The organism is Mesorhizobium sp. M0615, assembly GCF_040320805.1.
Lineage (GTDB): Bacteria > Pseudomonadota > Alphaproteobacteria > Rhizobiales > Rhizobiaceae > Mesorhizobium.
In genome coordinates, this window is sequence record NZ_JAMYQI010000014.1 from 104,985 (window position 1) to 125,799 (window position 20,815).

The window sequence follows — 20,815 nt, forward strand, 5'->3', positions numbered from 1 at the left end:
TCTAGGTGCTGAGCGAATTCGCTGCGCGCAAGCTGCAGCCGGTGATTTGAAAGCTGCCGTCGGGCTGCTGTTCCAGCGTGTAGACCGCCTCATAGTCCTTGCCGTCGGGCCCAACGATCAGCACTTGCTGGATTAGAGAAGTTGGCCCCATCTGCTCGACCTTGCCGAAGGAATAGCTCTGCGGCTGGCGCACCGGCGGATAGCCGTTGGTCACCATGTTCATGAAGGTGTCGACGGTCGGAAAGATGCGCTTCACATTTGGAGCGGCGAAACTGTACGCCTTGGCGCCATCATTGGCGATGAGCGCCTTCAACTGACCATCGATGACGGCCTGGCCGGCCTTGACTTCGGCGTCGCCGGCAAGGGCTGCCGACACGAACAACGCGAACAGCAATGAAACAACTGCGAATGCGGTGCGGCGCATGGCCTGTCTCCATTGTCCCCCAACAAAACCTGTCCCGGGACGCATCATACCATACGGTTTGCGGAGCCTCACGGTTTCAGCAACCGCAATATTCGCCACGCAAGTGCCACATGATCATGCTTAAGCCTCCTTTAACGCGGGGCGCGCATCGTAGGGACGGGTGGGGACCCGTTCGCGCAACCAGGGGACGACCATGTTCAAGCAGCCGATCGACCGGCGCCTTTTGCTGAAGGGCGCGGCAAGCCTCGCAGTTTTGGCTCCCTTGCCCGCCTGGGCAAGCACCGGGCCGACTGTCACGGAAGTCGCCTTCGATCCCGCCATTCCAGCGCTCGGCAACCCCGATGGCGACGTCACCATCGCCGAATTCGTCGACTATCAATGCCCGATCTGCAAGCTCGTCTTCGTCGAACTGAAGAAGTTGATGGAAGCGGACAACGGCGTCCGGCTTGTGATGAAGGACTGGCCGATCTTCGGCGACGTGTCGCGCGACGCGGCGCGGGTGACGCTGCTGAGCGGCGAACACTATGGCGCGGCGGTCGATGCGCTGATGACCAACCAGCGCGGCCTTTCGGAACGCCGCACCAACGACATCCTTTCTTCCGTCGGTGTCGATGTGGCGATGGTGCGTGCCGACCTCGCCATCCGTGAACCCGACATCGACGCTGCCCTTGTCCGCACCGAAGCCCAGGCGACGGCTTTCAAGCTGCGCGGCACGCCAGCCCTGGTCATCGGCGGCAACCTGTACCGGCGCGGCATGCCCGTGTCCGAACTGAGACAAGCCGTCGCCAAGGCCCGCTCCGCCTGATGCTTGAAAGCCGGGCGGCAGTCTGCCACAAGGGCCGCTTGAGTGCTGAAGCTTGATCGGGACCGGCAATGAAGACGTTTTTCATGCAGATAAAGTGCGATCTGGGCAAGTCCTATGAGGTCGCCAGCGCGCTCGCCGATGCCGAAATCGCCTCGGAGATCTACTCGACCGCCGGCAATTACGACTTGCTTGCCAAATTCTACGTCGACGACGAGGAAGATGTCGGCCACTTCGTCAACGAGAAAGTGCAGATTATTCCCGGAATCAAGGACACCTTCACGGTCGTCACTTTCCGCGCATTCTAAAGCAATTCCAGGAAAAGTGTGAAGCGGTTTTCCGTCCGGAATTGCGGCAAAGCAAAAAGCCATGGCAGGTCGCCGTTTCCATGAAACGGTGAACTGCTATGGCCGCATCAGGCACTTGCCCGGTGAACTGCTAGAGCCGCATCAGGCACTTGCCCGGCGACAAGGCAGAGCCTGATTAAGGTCCTGTTCCGACTGCCCGAATTTTGGGCAGTCGGAACATACTGATCGCCGATATCCTCCAAATCACCGATTGCGCTTGATTTTCTCCCGCGACGCCAGTGAAATGGCGTCACAGGGGAGTATGCGATTGGCAGCGTTCGATGAAATGCTTCCGGAAGTTTCCGGGCTTAGACAACCGTATACGGCTTACGACCGCTGGCTGAAGGAGCAGGACCCGGCCAGGCTTACCGAAAAGATGCAGGACGCCGAGCGCGTCTTCCGCAAGACCGGCATTACCTTCGCCGTCTATGGCGAGCAGGAAGCCTCCGAGCGGCTGATCCCCTTCGACATCGTGCCGCGCATCATCTCCGGCAATGAATGGCGAAGGCTGACGCAAGGCATCGAGCAGCGCGTGCAGGCGCTGAACGCTTTCCTCGACGACATTTACCACCGCCAGGAAATCCTGCGCGCCGGCCGCGTGCCGAGGGAGCTGATCGCCAGGAACGAGGCGTTCCTGCCGGAAATGATCGGAGTGCGGCCACCGGCCGGCGTCTACACCCACATTATCGGCGTCGATATCGTCCGCATCTCCGAGAACGAGTTCTACGTGCTGGAGGACAATGCGCGCACGCCGTCGGGCGTCTCCTACATGCTGGAGAACCGCGAGACGATGATGCAGCTCTTTCCCGAGCTGTTCCAGCAGATCAAGGTGCGGCCGGTGGAGAATTATCCGCAATTGCTGCGCCAGTCGCTGGCGGCAGTGCGGCCGCAAAGCACCAAGGGTGCACCGACCATTGCCGTGCTGACACCGGGCAGCTTCAACTCCGCCTATTTCGAACATGCCTTCCTCGCCGACCAGATGGGCGTGCAACTGGTCGAAGGCCAGGATCTGCGCGTTGTAGACGGCCACGTCGCTATGCGCACGACCGAAGGCTACAAGCAGATCGACGTGCTTTACCGGCGCGTCGACGATTCCTTCCTCGATCCGCTGACCTTCCGGCCGGACTCGGCCCTTGGCGTGCCCGGCATCATGGACGTCTACCGCGCCGGCAACATCACCATCGCCAACGCGCCGGGAACCGGCATCGCCGACGACAAGGCGATTTATTCCTACATGCCCGACATCGTCGAGTTCTACACCGGCCGCAAAGCCATCCTCGGCAACATCCCGACCTGGCGCTGCTCGGAGCCCGACAGCCTGAAATACGTGCTCGAACACATCCATGAGCTGGTCATCAAGGAAGTGCACGGCTCCGGCGGCTACGGCATGCTGGTCGGCCCGGCTGCGACCAAGAAGGAATGCCAGGATTTCGCCAAGAAGCTGCAGGCGAAGCCCTCCAACTACATCGCCCAGCCGACGCTGGCGCTGTCGACTTGCCCGATCCTGACCGAAAAAGGCCTGTCGCCGCGCCATGTCGATCTCAGGCCCTATGTTCTGGTCTCCGACCGAATCCAGATCGTTCCCGGCGGCTTGACGCGGGTGGCGCTGAAGGAGGGGTCGTTGGTCGTGAATTCCTCGCAAGGCGGCGGGACGAAGGATACGTGGGTGTTGGACGATTAGGTAGACAGTAGACAGTAGGCAGTAGGCAGTAGGCAGTAGGCAGTAGAGGGACAAGAAATGCCATATTCCACAGAGAATCAAATGCTTACTAATCCCTACTCACTATTCCCTACTCACTAGTCCGAAGGGTCTTGCCATGCTTCTCGGCCGCACCGCCAACGGGCTCTACTGGATGAACCGTTATATCGAGCGGGCGGAAAACATGGCGCGTCTGGTCGATGCCGGCCTTCGCATGGCGCTGACCCGCACCCAGAGCGCGTCGGAAGAGTGGAATTCGGTGCTGCTCAGCGCCGGCTCCGACGTCACCTTCACGCAGAAATACAAGGACTACACCGCCGCCAATGTCGCCGACTTCCTGCTGCGCGACACCTCGAACCCGTCGAGCACGATGTCGGCGATCGAGACCGCTCGCAACAATGCCCGCATGGTGCGCACCGCGCTGACGCGCGAGACCTGGGAGAGCATCAACGAAGCCTGGATGGCCCTGAAGCGCATGCTGGCAAAGCCGATCGACGAGCGCGACCTGCCGAGTGTGCTCGACGCCATCAAACGCGAGACGGCGCTGATCCGCGGCTCGTTCTACGGCACGATGCTGCGCAACGAGATCTTCGACTTCTCACAACTCGGCACCTATGTCGAGCGGGCCGACAACACGGCACGCATCCTCGACGTGAAATACTACGTGCTGCTGCCGTCGATCTCCTGGGTCGGCTCGAGCCTCGACAACTACCAATGGGAATCGATCCTGCGCTCGGTGTCGGCGCACCGTTCCTATCGCTGGGTCTATGAGGCCGACTACAAACCGACCAACATTGCCGACTATCTGATCCTCAATGTGCGCATGCCGCGCTCGCTGACCTTCTGTTATCGTTTTCTCGCCGAGCATCTGAAGTTCCTCGGCGACGATTATGGCGACCGTCATGCCTGCCACGCCACCGTCGACAGGACACAGGCGATGCTGCAGGCAGGGTCGATCAAGGACATATTCGACACCGGCCTGCACGAATTCCTGGCCAGATTCATTCAAGACAACACCAAGCTTGGCGAAGAGATCGCACAAGATTACCGGTTCAATTGAGCATGATCGCGAACCGGAGGACCGCGCTAGCGACAAGTGAGACCCGGTTTTCGGATAAGATCATGCTTACAAACGGAAAATAGGCATGCGGCTCAAGATCACCCACCGTACCGAATACCGCTACGACGCGCCGGTGCACTATCTGTTGCAGCGGCTACGCCTGTTACCGGTCAGTGGCCCGACGCAGACCGTGCTGTCCTGGGCGCTGAAGATCGAGGGCGCGCGCGAGGAAGTCCGCTTTAACGACCATTTCGGCAACGATAACAGGCTGTTGAGCGTCGAGGGCGAGCGCGACTTCATCACCGTCGAGGCCTCCGGCGAGGTTGTCACGCGCGACACAGCGGGCGTCTCGGGTCCGCATCACGGCTTTGCGCCGCTGTGGCTGTTCAGCCAGGAGACAGCTTTGACCATCCCGGGTGAGGGCATAAGCGAGCTTGCCGCGGCGGTCGGCAAAGGTACCGACATCGAAAGGCTGCATCGGCTGATGGCGCTGATCGTCGAGCGCGTCGCTTACACGCCGGGCACCACCAGCGTGACGACCCCGGCGGAAGAGGCATTGGCGCTGAAGACCGGCGTTTGCCAGGATCACAGCCACATCTTTGTCACCGCAGCCCGCGTCATGGGTTTTCCGGCTCGCTATGTCAGTGGCTATCTGATGATGGATGCGGCCATCGAGCAGGCGGCGAGCCATGCCTGGGCCGAAGCCCATGTTCAGGGTCTCGGCTGGGTCGCCTTCGACGCCGCAAACGGCATTTCCCCCGATGAACGCTATGTCAGGGTAGCCACCGGCCGTGATTATCGCGACGCCTCGCCGGTATCGGGAATTCGACTGGGACAGGCGGAGGAACAGCTTGCAGTCACCGTCACGGTAGAGCAGTAGTCTCCGGCAAGATTGCTGCCTGAAGAGATTCCATGACTTATTGCGTCGGCCTCAAGATCGATCGTGGGCTCGTGTTCATGTCGGACACGCGCACCAATGCCGGGATGGATTCGATCTCCACTTTCAAGAAGATGCATGTCTGGGAAGAGCCAGGCGAGCGCGTCATCGTGCTGATGTCGGCCGGCAATCTGGCCACGACGCAGGCCGTGGTCAGCCTGCTCGACGAGCGCACCAAGGCGGTGGCCGAGCGCCACGCGACGCTGCTCGAAACCCCATCCATGTACCAGACGGTGCGGCTGGTCGGCGACACCGTCAAGGAAGTCATCGCCAGCTCGTCGCCTGCCGGCGAAAAGGCGGATTCCTATTTCAACGCCTCCTTCATCCTCGGCGGCCAGATCAAGGGCAGCCCGCCACGGCTGTTCATGATCTATCCCGAGGGCAATTTCATCGAATCGACCGACGACACGCCGTTCTTCCAGATCGGCGAGACCAAATACGGCAAGCCGATCATCATCCGTGCCTATGAAAGGACGATGAGCCTGGCTGAAACGGTCAAGCTCTTGCTGGTATCGTTCGATTCGACGCTGAAATCGAACCTGTCCGTCGGCCTGCCTCTCGACCTTCTGTTCCTGGAGGAGGACACGTTCATGGTGGGTTTGAAAAAGCGCATCGGCCAGGACGATCGATATTATCGTGCTATTTCCGAAGGCTGGTCGAACGCGTTGAAGACGGCCTTTGCCAGCCTGCCGGATTTTCCGGGGTAGCGCGGGAACCTTCGTCGCGGTTGCCTGTCTCTATTTAACATGTTAATCAAAATTCAAGCGGCTGGCTGATCGGCGCGTCGGGAGGATCCATGGACAACGAGCAATTCCGCGACTGGTCGAGGCGCGCCGCCGACTGGGGCGCTGATTACCGCGCCGGCCTTCGCGATCGGCCCGTGCGACCTGCCATAGCGCCGGGCGAGATCTTCAGGAGCATCGAAGCTTCTCCGCCGGAGGCCGCGGAATCGATGGAGACGATCTTCGCCGATTTCGAAGCCAAGATCGTGCCCGGCATGACGCATTGGCAGCATCCGCGTTTCTTTGCTTATTTCCCGGCCAATGCAGCACCCGTCTCGGTGGTGGCCGAATATCTGGTCTCTGCGATGGCCGCGCAGTGCATGCTGTGGCAGACTTCGCCGGCGGCGACAGAGCTTGAGACGCGCATCGTCGACTGGATGCGCCAGGCGCTCGGCCTGCCCGAAGGCTTTTCCGGCGTGATCCAGGACTCCGCATCATCGGCGACGCTGGCCGCCGTGTTGACCATGCGCGAGCGCACGCTCGACTGGCAGGGCAACAAGAAGGGTCTTTCCGGGCAGGGCAGGCTGCGCGTCTATTCCTCCGACCAGGTGCACACCTCGATCGACCGCGCCATCTGGGTCGCCGGCATTGGCGAGGAAAACCTCGTCCGCATTCCCGTCGCCGGCACCTACCGCGCCATGGATACCGCGGCTTTGGAAGCGGCGATTGTTGCCGACCGCGCGGCCGGCCTATTGCCGGCCGGCGTCATCGCGTGCGTCGGCGGCACCAGCACCGGCGGCACCGACGACATCGCTGAAGTGGCCGCGGTGGCCAAACGCCAGGGGCTCTATCTGCATATCGACGCCGCCTGGGCCGGATCGGCGATGATCTGTCCGGAATACCGGCATTTCTGGACCGGTGTCGAGGGCGCGGACTCGATCGTCTTCAACCCGCACAAATGGCTGGGCGCGCAATTCGACTGCTCGATCCAGTTCGTCCGTCAGCCGGAGGATCTCGTGCGCACGCTGGCGATCAAGCCGGACTATCTGAAAACTCGCGGCCATGACGGCATCATCAACTACTCCGAATGGTCGGTGCCTCTCGGCCGTCGCTTCCGGGCGCTGAAGCTGTGGTTCCTGCTGCGCGCCCATGGCCTCGAGGCGCTGCGCACCATGATCCGCAATCACGTCGCCTGGAGCGAAGGCATAGCAGCGCGCCTGGCCGAGGAGGAGGATTTCGAGCTCGCCAGCCAGCCGATGCTGTCGCTGTTCTCGTTCCGGCATCGCGCCGCATCCGGCGCTGACTGCGACGAGCACAATCTGCGTCTGGTCGACGCCATCAACAATGACGGCCGTATCTACCTGACGCAGACGCGTGTCGATGGGCGGGTCGCCATCCGCTTCCAGGCAGGCCAGTTCGAGACAACCGCGGCCGATGTCGATACCGCCTTCACTGTCATCTGCGAGTGTGCAAGATCCCCGAAGGACTGACAGGGATTGCCCGGGTGGTTGCCGCCGCCGGGGCAAGCCAGCAAGGACTTGCGAGCAAGCATATGGCCGGAAGGGCTGAAGGGGTTAGCCAGAATCTGACGGGCGTCTGGAGCGGGCGCTATTTCTATCCGCGCGAACTGCCGCCGGTTTCCTTCGTTGCAACGCTGATCGAGACGGCAACCAGCTTGACGGGGATGACCCACGAACCGGCGGCGACCAGCACGGCAAGATACGCAAGCCTGCAGGGGCAGCGAGAGGGCAACGCCGTCTCCTTTACCAAGACATACGACAAGGCCCAATTGAAGGCGCACCCGATTCACTACAGCGGCATCATCAACGGTGATGCAACCGAGATCAAAGGCACTTGGCGAATCCCGGGATACTGGTCCGGCAATTTCCTGATGATCCGCTCGCCAGGTAAAGTCGCGGCTGTCACCCGCAAGGTGGCGGAGCGGGTCTGAGCCGTATCTGCCCGGTTCGCCTTTGCAATCATCGATATTTCATTAGCCGGCGTCTCCCTTTTCATTGCTTTCGTTTTCAGCTACAAACAAGAAAAACGAAAACGGGAGGTTCTCAGTGTATTTGTCGCCGCGCCATGCCGAAATCATCCAGATGGCGAAGGACCATGGCCGTGTGCTGGTCGATGACCTCGCCACGCATTTCAACGTGACGCCACAGACCATCCGCAAGGACCTCAACGATCTCTGCGATCAGCGGCTGCTGACGCGCATCCATGGCGGGGCCCTGTTCCCGTCCGGCATCGAGAACATGGAGTATGAGGCGCGCCGCAAGATTGCCGCCGACGAGAAGGAGGCCATCGGCCGCGCGGCGGCCAGGCTGATACCCGACAACGCCTCCCTGTTCATCAATATCGGCACCACGACCGAGTCGGTCAGCAAGGCGCTGCTCGACCATACCGGGCTGATGGTCATCACCAATAATATCAATGTTGCCAACAGGATGCGCATCTATCCTTCGATCGAGGTGGTAATCGCCGGCGGCGTCGTGCGTGGCTCCGACGGCGGCGTTGTCGGCGAGGCCGCGGTCGATTTCATCAGGCAGTTCAAGGTCGACTATGCGGTGATCGGCGCCTCGGCCATCGACCATGACGGCGCGTTGCTCGATTTCGACTTTCGCGAAGTGAAAGTGGCGCAAGCCATCATCGCCAATGCCAGGCATGTCATCCTGGTGTCCGACCAGACCAAGTTCGAACGCACCGCGCCGGTTCGCATCGGCCATCTCTCGCAGGTAAACACCTTCATCACCGACCGTTGCGACATCCCGTCGGTGCGCCGGATCTGCGAAGAGGCCGAGGTGCAATTGATTGAAACGTCGCTCGGATAGCGGCGCTATCACAGCCCCGTGATATTTCGTTTGACATTCGTTCTTATTTCGAAATAATCCCGCTACGGTTTCGTAAAAACCTAAAAATGCTGCAATGCGAAATCGCGGGAGGGCTTTGTGGACGCAGTCCGTGACATCTTCGTCATCGGTGGCGGCATCAATGGCTGCGGCATCGCCCGCGACGCCGTTGGGCGGGGCTTTTCGGTATTTCTCGCCGAGATGAACGATCTTGCCAGCGGAACCTCCTCCGGCTCGACCAAGCTGATCCACGGCGGTCTTCGCTACCTCGAATTCTACGAGTTCCGGCTGGTGCGCGAGGCGCTGATGGAGCGCGAGGTTCTGTGGAAGAACGCGCCGCACATCATCTGGCCGATGCGCTTCGTGCTGCCCTATGCCAAGGGCCTGCGCCCGGCCTGGCTGATCCGGCTCGGCCTGTTCCTCTACGATCATATTGGTGGCCGCAAATTGCTGCCGGCGACCCGGACACTGGACATGTCCAAGGATCCAGCTGGCAAGCCGCTGAAGCCGCTGTTTCACAAGGCCTTCGAGTACTCGGACGGCTGGGTCAACGATGCCCGGTTGGTGGTGTTGAATGCGCGTGACGCCGCCGACCGCGGCGCCACCATCCGCACCCGCACGAAAGTCGTCGGGGCGCGGCGCGAAGGCGATCTGTGGGCGATCCGCGTGGAAGACGTGCAGACGGGAGAGGCCGAGGAGGTCAAGGCCCGGCTGCTGGTCAATGCCGCCGGTCCATGGGTCGACCACGTCCTGTCGACCACCGTGGACCAGAACGACGTGCACAATGTGCGCCTGGTGCAGGGCAGTCATATCGTCATCAAAAAGAAGTTCGATGATCCGCGCGCCTATTTCTTCCAGAATAAGGACGGGCGCATCATCTTCGCCATCCCTTACGAGGAAGAATTTACGCTGATCGGCACCACCGATCGCGACTATCCCGGCGATCCGCATGACGTGAAGATCAGCGACACCGAGATAGACTATCTCTGCGCGGCGGCGAGCGAATATTTTGCTGAAGCCGTGACGCGCCCCGACATCGTCTGGACCTATTCGGCCGTGCGCCCGCTCTACGACGACGGCGCTTCGAAGGCGCAGGAAGCGACCCGCGACTATGTGCTGAAAGCCGACGGCGGCGGGGGCAAGGCGCCGATCGTCAACGCTTTCGGCGGCAAGATCACCACCTACCGCCGGTTGTCGGAATCGATGCTGGAAAAGGTCGAAGGTTTTCTCGGCAAGCGCGGCAAGCCGTGGACGGCGAACGCGCCCTTGCCGGGCGGCGATTTCCCGGCCACCGGTTTCGACGTCCAGGTGGCGAAGCTGAAGAGCGCCTTTCCTTTCATCGACCAGCGCCTGGCGCGTCGGTTGACCCGGCTTTACGGCACGCGCGCGCAAGTGCTGCTCGGCCTCGCCAAGTCGAACGCCGATCTCGGCCGCAATTTCGGCGCTGATCTCTATGAGGCCGAGGTACGCTACCTCAGCGAAAACGAATGGGCGCTGACCGCCGAAGATGTATTGTGGCGTCGCACCAAGCGCGGTCTGCATCTCAGCCGCGAACAGGCCTCGGCGCTTGACGAATTCATGCGCGGCATCAGCCGGCGCCATGTCGCGGCAGCGGAATAGGGAAGGCGATTGATGCACAAAGCCTGGGAGGAGGCATCATGCTGGAACTGAGAAACGTGACGAAGATGGTCGGCGCGGTGGAGCATATCCGCGACGTGTCGCTGACGCTTCAGCACGGCTCGCTCAACGTTTTGCTCGGGCCGACACTGTCGGGCAAGACCAGCCTGATGCGGCTGATGGCCGGACTCGACGTGCCGACCACCGGTTCAGTCTGGTTCGACGGCCAGAATGTCACCGGCATGCCGGTGCAGCAGCGCAAGATCGCCATGGTCTATCAGCAGTTCATCAACTACCCCGCGATGACCGTCTACGAGAACATCGCCTCGCCATTGCGCGTCGCCGGCACCGACCAGGCCAAGATCGACAAGGAAGTCCGCAACGCGGCAGGGCTTTTGAAGCTCACACCCTATCTCGACCGCACGCCGCTCAGCCTGTCCGGCGGCCAGCAGCAGCGTACGGCGCTGGCTCGCGCCATCGTCAAGAATGCCAGCCTGGTGCTGCTCGACGAGCCGCTCGCCAATCTCGACTACAAATTGCGCGAGGAGCTGCGCGCCGAACTGCCCAAGATATTTGCCGCCGCCGGCACTATTTTCGTCTACGCCACGACCGAGCCGCATGAAGCCTTGCTGCTCGGCGGCAATACGGCGACGCTGTCCGAGGGGCGGATCACCCAATTCGGGCCGACCATCGACGTCTTCCGCAAGCCGATCGACCTGGTGACGGCGAAAACCTTTGCCGATCCGCCGCTCAACACCATCGTGCTGGCCAAGAAGGGCCCGGATTTCCTGCTCGAGGGCGGCGTCAAGCTGCCGGTGCCGGCCGAACTCGCCGGCATTGCCGACGCCAATTACACGATCGGCTTTCAGCCGCATCATCTGTCGCTCGAGCGGCCCAACGCTGCCGCGGTGCCGGTGCGCGCCAAGGTGACGATCACCGAGATCACCGGCTCGGAAAGCTTCATCCACCTCGATTTTGCCGATGCGCGTTGGGTCATGCTGACCCACGGCATCCGCGATTTCGAGCCGGACGCCGAGATCGAGGTGTTTATCGATCCGCGCCACATCATGGTCTTCGACAGCAACGGCAGCGCCGTCGCCGCGCCGAAGCTTGCGGCCTGAGGAGGGAAGAGATGGCGCGCATCGACGTCAACCATGTCAGGCACTCCTACCTGCCCAACCCGCAGAAGGATGCCGATTTTGCGCTGAGGGAAGTGCACCACACATTCGAGGATGGCGGCGCCTACGCGCTGCTGGGGCCTTCGGGTTGCGGCAAGACCACGCTGCTCAACATCATTTCGGGACTTCTGCACCCCTCGCACGGTGAGTTGCTGTTCAACGGCAAGGACGTCACCAATCTGTCGACGCAGGAGCGCAACATCGCGCAGGTGTTCCAGTTCCCGGTCATCTACGACACCATGACCGTTTACGACAATCTTGCCTTCCCGCTGCGCAATCGCGGCGTGCCGGAGGCCGATGTCGACCGTAAGGTGCGCGAGACGCTGGAGATGATCGACCTGGCGTCGTGGGCGAAGAAGAAGGCGAGGGGCCTGACCGCCGACCAGAAGCAGAAGATCTCGCTCGGCCGCGGCCTGGTGCGCTCGGATGTCAATGCCATCCTGTTCGACGAACCGCTGACGGTTATCGATCCGCACATGAAGTGGGTGCTGCGCTCGCAATTGAAGCAACTGCACCGCCGCTTCGGCTACACGATGGTCTATGTGACCCATGACCAGACCGAGGCGCTGACTTTCGCCGACCAGGTCGTCGTCATGTATGATGGCGGCATCGTCCAGATCGGCACGCCGGCTGAATTGTTCGAGCGCCCGCGCCACACATTCGTCGGTTACTTCATCGGCTCGCCCGGCATGAACGTCATGCCGGTGGCGATCGAGGGCAAGACCGCGACCATTGGCAGCCAGCGCATCGAGCTGCCCGGCGCGCCAAAGACCGCCGCTGGGAGCTCCGGCGCCATCGAACTCGGCATCCGCCCCGAATATGTCAGGCTCGGCCGTGACGGCATGGCGGTTAAAATCAGCAAGGTCGAGGATCTCGGCCGCCACAAGGTGGTGCGCGCCAGCCTCGAAGGCCGCGAGATCGCTGCCGTCATCGGCGAGGACGAGAGCGTGCCGGCCGACCCAAAGGTTCGCTTCGATCCGGCCGGCATCAACATCTATGCCGATTCCTGGCTGGTTGAGATGGGGCGTGTCGAGATGGGGGCATAGATGGAAAAGACCTGGAACAACAAGGCCTGGTTCCTGGTGCTGCCGGTGCTGGTGCTGGTGGCGTTCTCGGCCGTCATTCCGCTGATGACGGTCGTCAACTATTCGGTGCAGGACACCTTCGGCAACAACGTCTTCTTCTGGGCAGGCACCCAGTGGTTCGAGGAACTGCTGTCGTCCAGCCGCTTCTGGGAAGCGATGGTGCGCAACCTGATCTTCTCCTTCATCATTCTGGCCATCGAAGTGCCGCTCGGCATATTCATCGCGCTCAACATGCCGAAGAAGGGCTGGGGCGTGCCGGTCTGCCTGGTGCTTATGTCGTTGCCGCTGCTCATTCCGTGGAACGTCGTCGGCACCATCTGGCAGGTCTTCGGCCGCAACGACATCGGCCTGCTCGGCTACTACGTCAACGCGCTCGGCATCGACTACAATTACGTGCAGGATCCGTTCGACGCCTGGGTCACCATCATCATCATGGACGTCTGGCACTGGACCAGCCTTGTCGTGCTGCTCTGCTATGCCGGCCTGGTTTCGATCCCGGATGCCTTCTACCAGGCGGCTAAGATCGACGGCGCCTCGCGCTGGGCGGTGTTCCGCTACATCCAGCTGCCGAAGATGCAGCGTGTGCTTTTGATCGCCGTGCTGTTGCGCTTCATGGATAGCTTCATGATCTACACCGAGCCCTTCGTCGTCACCGGCGGCGGCCCCGGCAACTCGACGACCTTCCTGTCGATCGACCTCGTCAAGACCGCGCTCGGCCAGTTCGACCTCGGTCCGGCGGCCGCCATGTCGCTGGTCTACTTCCTGATCATCCTGTTGTTGTCATGGGTGTTCTACACCGTGATGACCAACTACGACGCGGAGCGCTGAGATGGCCGGCGCCAACGAAAGAGCCGACAGAGTGAGCGAAACCACAGCTTCGGGAAAATTGGCGAGCACGCTTTCGCAGGATCAGGTCGCCCGGCTGATGCGCAAGCGCGGCGAGGAATCGCGCTGGTGGTGGATCGTGCCGACGATCTACATCATCGTGCTTCTGCTGCCGATCTACTGGCTCATCAACATGAGCTTCAAGACCAATGCCGAGATCGTCTCCTCGCTAACGCTCTATCCGCATCAGCCTACGATCGCCAACTACGTCACTATCTTCACCGATGCGTCCTGGTATTCGGGCTACATCAACTCGATCACCTATGTTGTCATGAACATGGTGATTTCCGTGGCTGCGGCGCTGCCGGCGGCCTACGCCTTTTCGCGCTACCGCTTCCTCGGCGACAAGCATCTGTTCTTTTGGCTGCTGACCAACCGCATGGCGCCGCCGGCGGTGTTCGCGCTGCCGTTCTTCCAGCTCTATTCGGCCTTCGGCCTGATCGACACCCACATCGCGGTGGCGCTGGCGCACTGCCTGTTCAACGTGCCGCTGGCGGTGTGGATCCTCGAAGGCTTCATGTCGGGCGTGCCCAAAGAGATCGACGAAACAGCCTATATCGACGGCTACTCCTTCCCGCGCTTCTTCGTCAGGATTTTCATGCCGCTGATCGCCAGCGGCATCGGTGTCGCGTGCTTCTTCTGCTTCATGTTCTCATGGGTCGAGCTTTTGATCGCTCGCACGCTGACGACCACCGATGCCAAGCCCATCGCCGCCACCATGACCCGCACCGTCTCGGCCGCCGGCATGGACTGGGGCCTGCTTGCCGCCGCCGGCGTGCTGACGCTGATCCCCGGCGCGCTCGTCATCTGGTTTGTCCGCAACTACATCGCCAAGGGCTTCGCCCTGGGGAGGGTGTGATGAAACAAAAGCACGGGTTCATCCTCACCACCACCGCCAAGGGCTTTGCCCTGGGGAGGGTGTCACCATGAATCTCGACCTCACCTGGATGGCGTGGACGTGGCCGACGGCGGCGTTCTTCGGCACCATTCTCCTGCTGCTGTGCGGCATGGCGTTTTGGGAATATGCCTCGCCGGGCGGCAATCCGCGCGTCGGCATCCTGCGCTTCGAGACGACGCGCGGCGACCGTCTTTTTCTGTCGCTGCTTGGCAGCGCCTTTATCCATCTCGCTTGGCTGGGTCTTGTCGGATCCAACCTGTGGTGGGCTCTCGCTCTCTCCGTGGTCTACGCCGTCGGCGTGTTCCGCTACGTATAGAGGGGGAAACTGTTGGATCGACCGCGTGCCGGCGGCCGTTCCAGATCGCACTTGAAACCTAAATGTGGAGGAAACCTATGCGACGGCAATTTTTAACATCAACAACTGCCCTTGTCCTGTTGCTCGGGGTAGGCAACGCCTACGCCGGAATGGATGAGGCCAAGGCGTTTCTGGACAAGGAAATCGGCCCGCTGTCGACGCTCGACCGCGCCGGCCAGGAAGCAGAAATGCAGTGGTTCATCGATGCCGCGAAGCCTTTCGCCGGCATGGACATCAAGGTCGTGTCCGAAACCATCGCCACCCACCAGTATGAATCGCAGGTGCTGGCGCCCGCCTTTACCGCCATCACCGGCATCAAGATCACGCATGACGTCATCCAGGAAGGCGACGTCGTCGAGAAGATCCAGACCCAGATGCAGACCGGCCAGAACCTCTATGACGGCTGGGTCAACGATTCCGACCTGATCGGCACCCACTGGCGCTACCAGCAGGTCCGCAACCTGACCGACTGGATGGCGGGCGAGGGCAAGGACGTTACCAATCCGAACCTCGACCTGAAGGATTTTATCGGCACCTCCTTCACCACCGCGCCGGACAAGAAGCTCTATCAGCTGCCCGACCAGCAGTTCGCCAACCTCTACTGGTTCCGTTACGACTGGTTCAACGACGAGAAGAACAAGGCCGACTTCAAGGCGAAATACGGCTACGACCTCGGCGTTCCCGTCAACTGGTCGGCCTATGAGGACATCGCCGAGTTCTTCACCGGCCGCGAGATCGACGGCAAGAAGGTCTATGGCCACATGGACTACGGCAAGAAGGACCCGTCGCTCGGCTGGCGGTTCACTGATGCCTGGCTGTCGATGGCCGGCAACGGCGACAAGGGTCTGCCGAACGGCCTGCCGGTCGACGAATGGGGCATCAAGGTCAACGAGAAATCACAGCCGGTCGGCTCCTGCACGGCGCGCGGCGGCGACACCAACGGCCCGGCTGCCGTCTACTCGATCCAGAAATACCTCGACTGGCTGAAGGCCTACGCTCCGGCCGAAGCCCAAGGCATGACCTTCTCCGAATCCGGCCCGGTGCCGGCACAGGGTGCGGTCGCGCAGCAGATATTCTGGTACACCGCCTTCACCGCTTCGATGGTCGACGCCGGCGCCAAGGCGGTGCTGAACGACGACGGAACGCCGAAGTGGCGCATGGCCCCGTCGCCGCATGGCGTCTACTGGAAGGACGGCATGAAGCTCGGCTATCAGGACGTGGGTTCCTGGACGCTGATGAAGTCGACGCCGACCGACCGCGCCAAGGCCGCCTGGCTCTACGCGCAGTTCGTGACCTCGAAGACGGTCGACGTGAAGAAGAGCCATGTCGGCTTGACCTTCATCCGCGAAAGCACGATCCACGACAAGAGCTTCACCGAACGTGCGCCGAAGCTCGGTGGTCTGATCGAGTTCTACCGCTCGCCGGCCCGCGTTCAGTGGTCGCCGACCGGCACCAACGTGCCCGATTATCCGAAGCTGGCACAGCTCTGGTGGCAGGCGATCGGCGATGCCTCGTCCGGCGCCAAGACGGCGCAGGAAGCCATGGACTCGCTCTGCGCCGAGCAGGAAAAAGTCATGACCCGCATCGAGAAGTCGGGCGTCCAGGGCGATATCGGCCCGAAGATGGCCGAAGAGCATGACCTCGCCTACTGGAACGCCGACGCGGTCAAGAACGGCAATCTCGCGCCTCAGCTGAAGATCGAGAACGAGAAGGAAAAGCCGATCACCATCAACTACGACGAACTGGTGAAGAGCTGGCAGAAGTAATCTTGGCGTACGCGCCAGGATCATAGTGAACGGGGAGGCGGCATCTTGCCGTCTCCCCTGTTTGTATAGGCGAGCTACCGGGAGGACTAATGACCGGATACATCCTTGCAATCGACCAGGGTACGACATCGACCAGGGCGATCCTGTTCGACGGCGCGATGAAGGTCGCCGGCAGCAAGCAGCAGGAATTCACGCAGCATTATCCTGCCTCCGGCTGGGTGGAGCATGATCCGGAAGAGATCTGGGCAAGCGTCGTCGCGACGATCAAAGGCGCGCTGAAGGCCGCCGGCCGCGAGGCCTCGGATGTGGCGGCGATCGGCATCACCAACCAGCGCGAAACCGTCGTCATCTGGGACAAGGCGACCGGCAAGCCGATCCACAATGCCATCGTCTGGCAGGACCGCCGCACCGCGCCGCTCTGCCAGAAGCTGAAGAAACACGGCCTGGAGAAAAAGTTCACCAGAAAAACCGGCCTGCTGCTCGATCCCTATTTCTCCGGCACCAAGATCGCCTGGATGCTGGACAAGGTGAACGGTGCGAGAAAGCGCGCCGAAAAGGGCGAACTGCTCGCCGGCACCATCGACAGTTTTTTGATCTGGCGGCTGACCGGCGGCAAGGTGCATGCGACAGATGCCACCAACGCCTCGCGCACGCTGGTCTACAACATCGAGAAAAATGTCTGGGACGACGAGCTGCTCTCCATCCTGCGCATCCCGGTGGCGATGCTGCCTGAGGTCAAGGATTGCGCCGACGACTACGGCGTGACGGAAAAAAGCCTGTTTGGCGCCGAAATCAAAATCCTTGGCGTGGCCGGCGATCAGCACGCAGCGACCATCGGCCAGGCCTGTTTCGAGCCAGGCATGATGAAATCGACCTATGGCACCGGCTGCTTTGCGCTGCTCAACACCGGCGCCGATCTGGTGCGCTCGAAGAACCGGCTGTTGACCACCATCGCCTATCGGCTGAACGGCAAGACTACCTATGCCTTGGAAGGCTCGATCTTCATCGCGGGTGCCGCCGTGCAATGGCTGCGCGACGGCATCAAGGTGATCGGCAAGGCCGAGCATAGCGGCGTTTTGGCGGCAACCGCCGACCCCACGCAGAACGTCTATCTGGTGCCGGCTTTCGTCGGTCTCGGCGCGCCGCATTGGGACGCCGAGGCGCGTGGCGCGATCTTCGGGCTGACCCGCAACTCTGGCCCGGCGGAGTTCGCCCGCGCGGCGCTGGAATCCGTCGCCTACCAGACGCGCGATCTCCTCGACGCCATGCGCAAGGACTGGAAGGGGGCGTCGGCCAAAACCGTGCTTCGCGTCGACGGCGGCATGGTGGCCTCCGACTGGACCATGCAGCGGCTGGCCGATATCCTCGATGCGCCGGTCGATCGCCCGACCATTCTGGAGACGACGGCGCTGGGTGCGGCGTGGCTTGCCGGCTCGAAAGCAGGCGTGTGGCCGAAGGCGAAGGATTTTGCCAGGAGCTGGGCGCTCGAGCGCCGCTTCAAGCCGGACATGGATGCCACGGTGCGCTCGGCAAAGCTCGCGGGCTGGCGCAATGCGGTGCGCCGGACGCTGAGCGCGCGGTAGTAAATCATGGCGGGGGAAGGGGATGAATCCACACTGGTATGGGGCCTGGCGCGACGAGGCTGTCGAACAATTGGATGCAAAGAATGCACGCTTGCAGCAGGAGTTCCGACTCGGCAGTTGGCCTCGCTATGACTATGATCTGACAGAAGGAAAGCTTCTGTTCTCGGACAACGGCATCACCAAGGTCGTCGCCGAAATCCAAATCGCCGGATCGACGAGTGCCAAGGCCAGCAACTGGCTCTGGGCTTGGGCAAATTCAAACCTGCCTGGCGACCTGCTTGCCGACGCAGAGCTGGTTCGGTCTTTCGGACAGGAGCATTCCGTTGATGAGCTGGCTCAACCCTATGCGATAGATTTGAACAACGACCTGGAAGTGCTCGGCTGGAAAATGACCGCAGCTGCGGTTCGAATCTGCAACGGCCTCGGCGCATACCGTTCTCCGCGTGGTGAAGGCGGAGCCCTGTATCTGATCTTCAAGAGCGTCAATTGGGCCAGCTAATCCGCCGCGCCCGTACCCAAGCAACCTACGGAAAAGCCCGCGCCGTTGCCGGCGCAGGCTTTTCTACTCAACACTTGGTACCAACTCAGCTCAATAGGGCGAATTGCACTGTTGACGCGGGCCGTAATTGGGCTGGAATGTGTTGTCCGAAGCGCGGTACGACCGATAGCGGTCGTAGCACCACTGCACATGGGCATCGCCGCGGTTGTTCTCGCTGTTGACGATCGCACCGGTGATCAAGGCGCCGGTGGCGAAGGCAGCCAGCGGGAACCAGTAGTCGCCGTGACGGCGATAGCCGCGGTGATATTCGCGATAGCCGCGATGGCCATTCCAATAGCTGCCGCCATCATTGTTGCGCGAGAACTGGCGGCCTACGCGGAAATCGCGATTGCCGGAATTGCGGTTGCCATGGCGCATCCACCGCCAGTTGTCATGACGAGAATCGCCCACATTCACGATGTCGGACGAAGTTGCTGATGACTGGGGCACGAACATCTGGGCGGCATTGGCCGGCATAGCGGCGGCCGCGGCAAACGAAATTGACAGGGTGGTCGCCAGTAGACCCGTTGCGATCTTGTTCATGATCTTCTCCTTGAAGGGTGGTTGACGTCCCTTGTGAGACGAAAACGGCCCGCTCGTGCGATGGTTCCCACCAAAACAGTAAGTTGCTGATTTGTAATGTTTCTCGAATTTGGCGCGTGAGAAAAGGCGCGTTTCGCGCGCCAACAGATCGAAGCGGCGACCACGTTGCGGGAGCGGCTCACCGGGCTGGTGACGACGCAATTTGCGGCGCGTCGGGCGATGGCCGAAACCCCGGTGGAACGGCCATCTTTTTCCGGTTGACCGGTCGCGGCACTCTCCCTATGTTCCGCGCAATTTCGAGGGCGGCCTTTAGAGCCCGCGGGAGCGCGTAGCTCAGCCGGTAGAGCAACTGACTTTTAATCAGTAGGTCTCGGGTTCGAACCCCGACGCGCTCACCAGAAATATTTCGTGCGAAAGTTGCTCCCTGTCAGCAGCCCCCGTCGCCGCCTACAATCGCCGCCCGGTCTTGACGTCGAACAGATGAGCACAGGCGCGGTCGATCTCGATGCGCATCTGCTCGCCCTGTTTCAGTGCCAGCCGCTCGCGGAAAAGGCAGGAGATTTCTTCTCCGGCGCAGTCGACCCTGGCAAAGATTTCCGAACCCGTTGCTTCCAGAAGCACGATCGTGCCGGGGATTCCTTTGGCGGTCGTCGCTCGGATGTGTTCAGGCCGGATGCCGTAGATGAGGTCGCCGCCGGGAATATCGGTCAGGTCGATGCCTTCCGGCAGCGGCAAGATCAGTCCACCGGCGCTGCGGAAAACGCCTTCCTCGACATGGCCGCGAATGAAATTCATCGCCGGCGAGCCGATGAAGCCGGCAACGAAGAGGTTGGCCGGGCGATCGTAGAGATCGAGCGGCGCGCCGATCTGCTCGACAAGGCCGTCATGCAGCACGACGATCTTGTCGGCCATGGTCATGGCCTCGATCTGGTCGTGGGTGACGTAGATGGTGGTGGTTCCCAGCCGCTGGTGCAGCGCCTTGATCTCGCCGCGCATCTGCACTCGCAATTTGGCGTCGAGATTGGACAGCGGCTCGTCGAACAGGAACACCTGCGGGTCGCGCACGATGGCGCGGCCCATGGCGACGCGCTGGCGCTGGCCGCCGGAAAGCTGACGCGGATAGCGGTCGAGCAGCTTGTCCAGGCCGAGAATGCTGGCGGCCCTGCCGACGCGACCGGCGGTGTCGGCCGGATCGGCTTTCTTGATCTTCAGGGCAAAGCCCATGTTGTCGGCCACCGTCATATGCGGATAGAGCGCGTAGTTCTGGAACACCATGGCGATGTTTCGGTCGCGCGCCCTGAGATTGTTGACGACGCGATCGCCAATGGCGATCCTGCCGCCCGAGATCGTTTCCAGTCCGGCAATCATGCGCAGCAGCGTCGACTTTCCGCAGCCCGACGGCCCGACCAGGATGACGAATTCGCCATCGGAGATGTCGACGCTGACATCGTGGATGATCTTGGCGGCTCCGAAAGCCTTCTGGACGTTGTTGATTGTTACCGATGCCATTGGATTTCTCCCGGA

General features: G+C 61.5%; 21 protein-coding genes and 1 tRNA gene. 19 read left to right on the forward strand and 3 right to left on the reverse strand.

Translation table 11 applies throughout. The features are described 5' to 3' along the window. Position 1: 1 nt before the first annotated feature. Positions 2–424 (reverse strand): DUF4864 domain-containing protein, encoded by a 423-nt coding sequence (locus NKI46_RS24115; protein WP_023684643.1) that lies wholly within the window; start codon positions 422–424, stop codon positions 2–4. Positions 425–617: 193 nt separating this feature from the next. On the opposite strand from NKI46_RS24115, the gene NKI46_RS24120 reads away from it, so the two are divergent. From NKI46_RS24120 to NKI46_RS24205, 18 genes are all read left to right on the forward strand, one after another. Continuing rightward, positions 618–1,229: a DsbA family protein gene (locus NKI46_RS24120; RefSeq protein WP_023684644.1), complete on the forward strand. Its 612-nt coding sequence runs from the start codon at positions 618–620 to the stop codon at positions 1,227–1,229. Positions 1,230–1,297: 68 nt separating this feature from the next. Then, the gene (locus tag NKI46_RS24125; RefSeq protein WP_023670963.1) at positions 1,298–1,534 is read left to right on the forward strand and encodes an Lrp/AsnC family transcriptional regulator; all 237 of its coding nucleotides are present in this window, start codon (positions 1,298–1,300) and stop codon (positions 1,532–1,534) included. Positions 1,535–1,841: 307 nt separating this feature from the next. Next, on the forward strand, positions 1,842–3,254 hold the full coding sequence (locus NKI46_RS24130; RefSeq protein ID WP_023670964.1) for a circularly permuted type 2 ATP-grasp protein: 1,413 nt from the start codon (positions 1,842–1,844) through the stop codon (positions 3,252–3,254). A 136-nt stretch (positions 3,255–3,390) separates the two neighbouring features. After that, a complete protein-coding gene (locus NKI46_RS24135) occupies positions 3,391–4,332 on the forward strand; it encodes an alpha-E domain-containing protein (protein WP_023670965.1) in 942 nt (313 codons plus the stop codon). An 85-nt stretch (positions 4,333–4,417) separates the two neighbouring features. Continuing rightward, entirely contained in the window at positions 4,418–5,212 is a 795-nt protein-coding gene (locus NKI46_RS24140; protein WP_023670966.1) for a transglutaminase family protein, read from the forward strand. A gap of 32 nt (positions 5,213–5,244) precedes the next feature. Then, a complete protein-coding gene (locus NKI46_RS24145; RefSeq protein ID WP_023754897.1) occupies positions 5,245–5,976 on the forward strand; it encodes a proteasome-type protease in 732 nt (243 codons plus the stop codon). A gap of 89 nt (positions 5,977–6,065) precedes the next feature. Further along, positions 6,066–7,481 carry a pyridoxal phosphate-dependent decarboxylase family protein gene (locus NKI46_RS24150; protein WP_352748208.1) on the forward strand — a complete coding sequence of 472 codons (1,416 nt, stop codon included), beginning with the start codon at positions 6,066–6,068 and terminating at the stop codon, positions 7,479–7,481. Positions 7,482–7,495: 14 nt separating this feature from the next. Then, entirely contained in the window at positions 7,496–7,942 is a 447-nt protein-coding gene (locus NKI46_RS24155) for a hypothetical protein (RefSeq protein WP_023754895.1), read from the forward strand. A 115-nt stretch (positions 7,943–8,057) separates the two neighbouring features. Beyond that, positions 8,058–8,825: a DeoR/GlpR family DNA-binding transcription regulator gene (locus NKI46_RS24160; RefSeq protein ID WP_023742487.1), complete on the forward strand. Its 768-nt coding sequence runs from the start codon at positions 8,058–8,060 to the stop codon at positions 8,823–8,825. 117 nt (positions 8,826–8,942) lie between these two features. Then, entirely contained in the window at positions 8,943–10,463 is a 1,521-nt protein-coding gene (glpD, locus tag NKI46_RS24165; RefSeq protein WP_023754894.1) for a glycerol-3-phosphate dehydrogenase, read from the forward strand. 38 nt (positions 10,464–10,501) lie between these two features. Beyond that, a complete protein-coding gene (locus tag NKI46_RS24170; protein WP_023684650.1) occupies positions 10,502–11,581 on the forward strand; it encodes an ABC transporter ATP-binding protein in 1,080 nt (359 codons plus the stop codon). 11 nt (positions 11,582–11,592) lie between these two features. Continuing rightward, a complete protein-coding gene (locus tag NKI46_RS24175) occupies positions 11,593–12,684 on the forward strand; it encodes an ABC transporter ATP-binding protein (RefSeq protein WP_352748212.1) in 1,092 nt (363 codons plus the stop codon). Further along, a complete protein-coding gene (locus tag NKI46_RS24180; protein WP_023670975.1) occupies positions 12,685–13,551 on the forward strand; it encodes a carbohydrate ABC transporter permease in 867 nt (288 codons plus the stop codon). It begins immediately after the preceding gene. Between the two features lies 1 nt (position 13,552). Beyond that, positions 13,553–14,467 carry a carbohydrate ABC transporter permease gene (locus NKI46_RS24185; protein WP_023754893.1) on the forward strand — a complete coding sequence of 305 codons (915 nt, stop codon included), beginning with the start codon at positions 13,553–13,555 and terminating at the stop codon, positions 14,465–14,467. Positions 14,468–14,534: 67 nt separating this feature from the next. Further along, positions 14,535–14,822 carry a DUF2160 domain-containing protein gene (locus NKI46_RS24190; RefSeq protein WP_023754892.1) on the forward strand — a complete coding sequence of 96 codons (288 nt, stop codon included), beginning with the start codon at positions 14,535–14,537 and terminating at the stop codon, positions 14,820–14,822. A gap of 77 nt (positions 14,823–14,899) precedes the next feature. Next, positions 14,900–16,627: an ABC transporter substrate-binding protein gene (locus NKI46_RS24195; RefSeq protein WP_023670978.1), complete on the forward strand. Its 1,728-nt coding sequence runs from the start codon at positions 14,900–14,902 to the stop codon at positions 16,625–16,627. 89 nt (positions 16,628–16,716) lie between these two features. Next, positions 16,717–18,210, forward strand: coding sequence for a glycerol kinase GlpK (glpK, locus tag NKI46_RS24200; protein ID WP_352748214.1), 1,494 nt, complete (start codon positions 16,717–16,719; stop codon positions 18,208–18,210). 22 nt (positions 18,211–18,232) lie between these two features. After that, positions 18,233–18,709: a DUF6882 domain-containing protein gene (locus NKI46_RS24205; protein WP_352459377.1), complete on the forward strand. Its 477-nt coding sequence runs from the start codon at positions 18,233–18,235 to the stop codon at positions 18,707–18,709. A gap of 90 nt (positions 18,710–18,799) precedes the next feature. Here the strand turns inward: NKI46_RS24205 and NKI46_RS24210 are convergent, their stop codons facing one another. Continuing rightward, positions 18,800–19,291, reverse strand: coding sequence for a BA14K family protein (locus NKI46_RS24210; protein WP_023684657.1), 492 nt, complete (start codon positions 19,289–19,291; stop codon positions 18,800–18,802). 322 nt (positions 19,292–19,613) lie between these two features. Between NKI46_RS24210 and NKI46_RS24215 the strand changes: the two genes are divergently transcribed. Continuing rightward, a tRNA-Lys gene (locus tag NKI46_RS24215) sits at positions 19,614–19,689 on the forward strand. A 49-nt stretch (positions 19,690–19,738) separates the two neighbouring features. Here the strand turns inward: NKI46_RS24215 and NKI46_RS24220 are convergent. Then, positions 19,739–20,800 carry an ABC transporter ATP-binding protein gene (locus NKI46_RS24220; RefSeq protein ID WP_352459356.1) on the reverse strand — a complete coding sequence of 354 codons (1,062 nt, stop codon included), beginning with the start codon at positions 20,798–20,800 and terminating at the stop codon, positions 19,739–19,741. Positions 20,801–20,815: the final 15 nt, after the last annotated feature.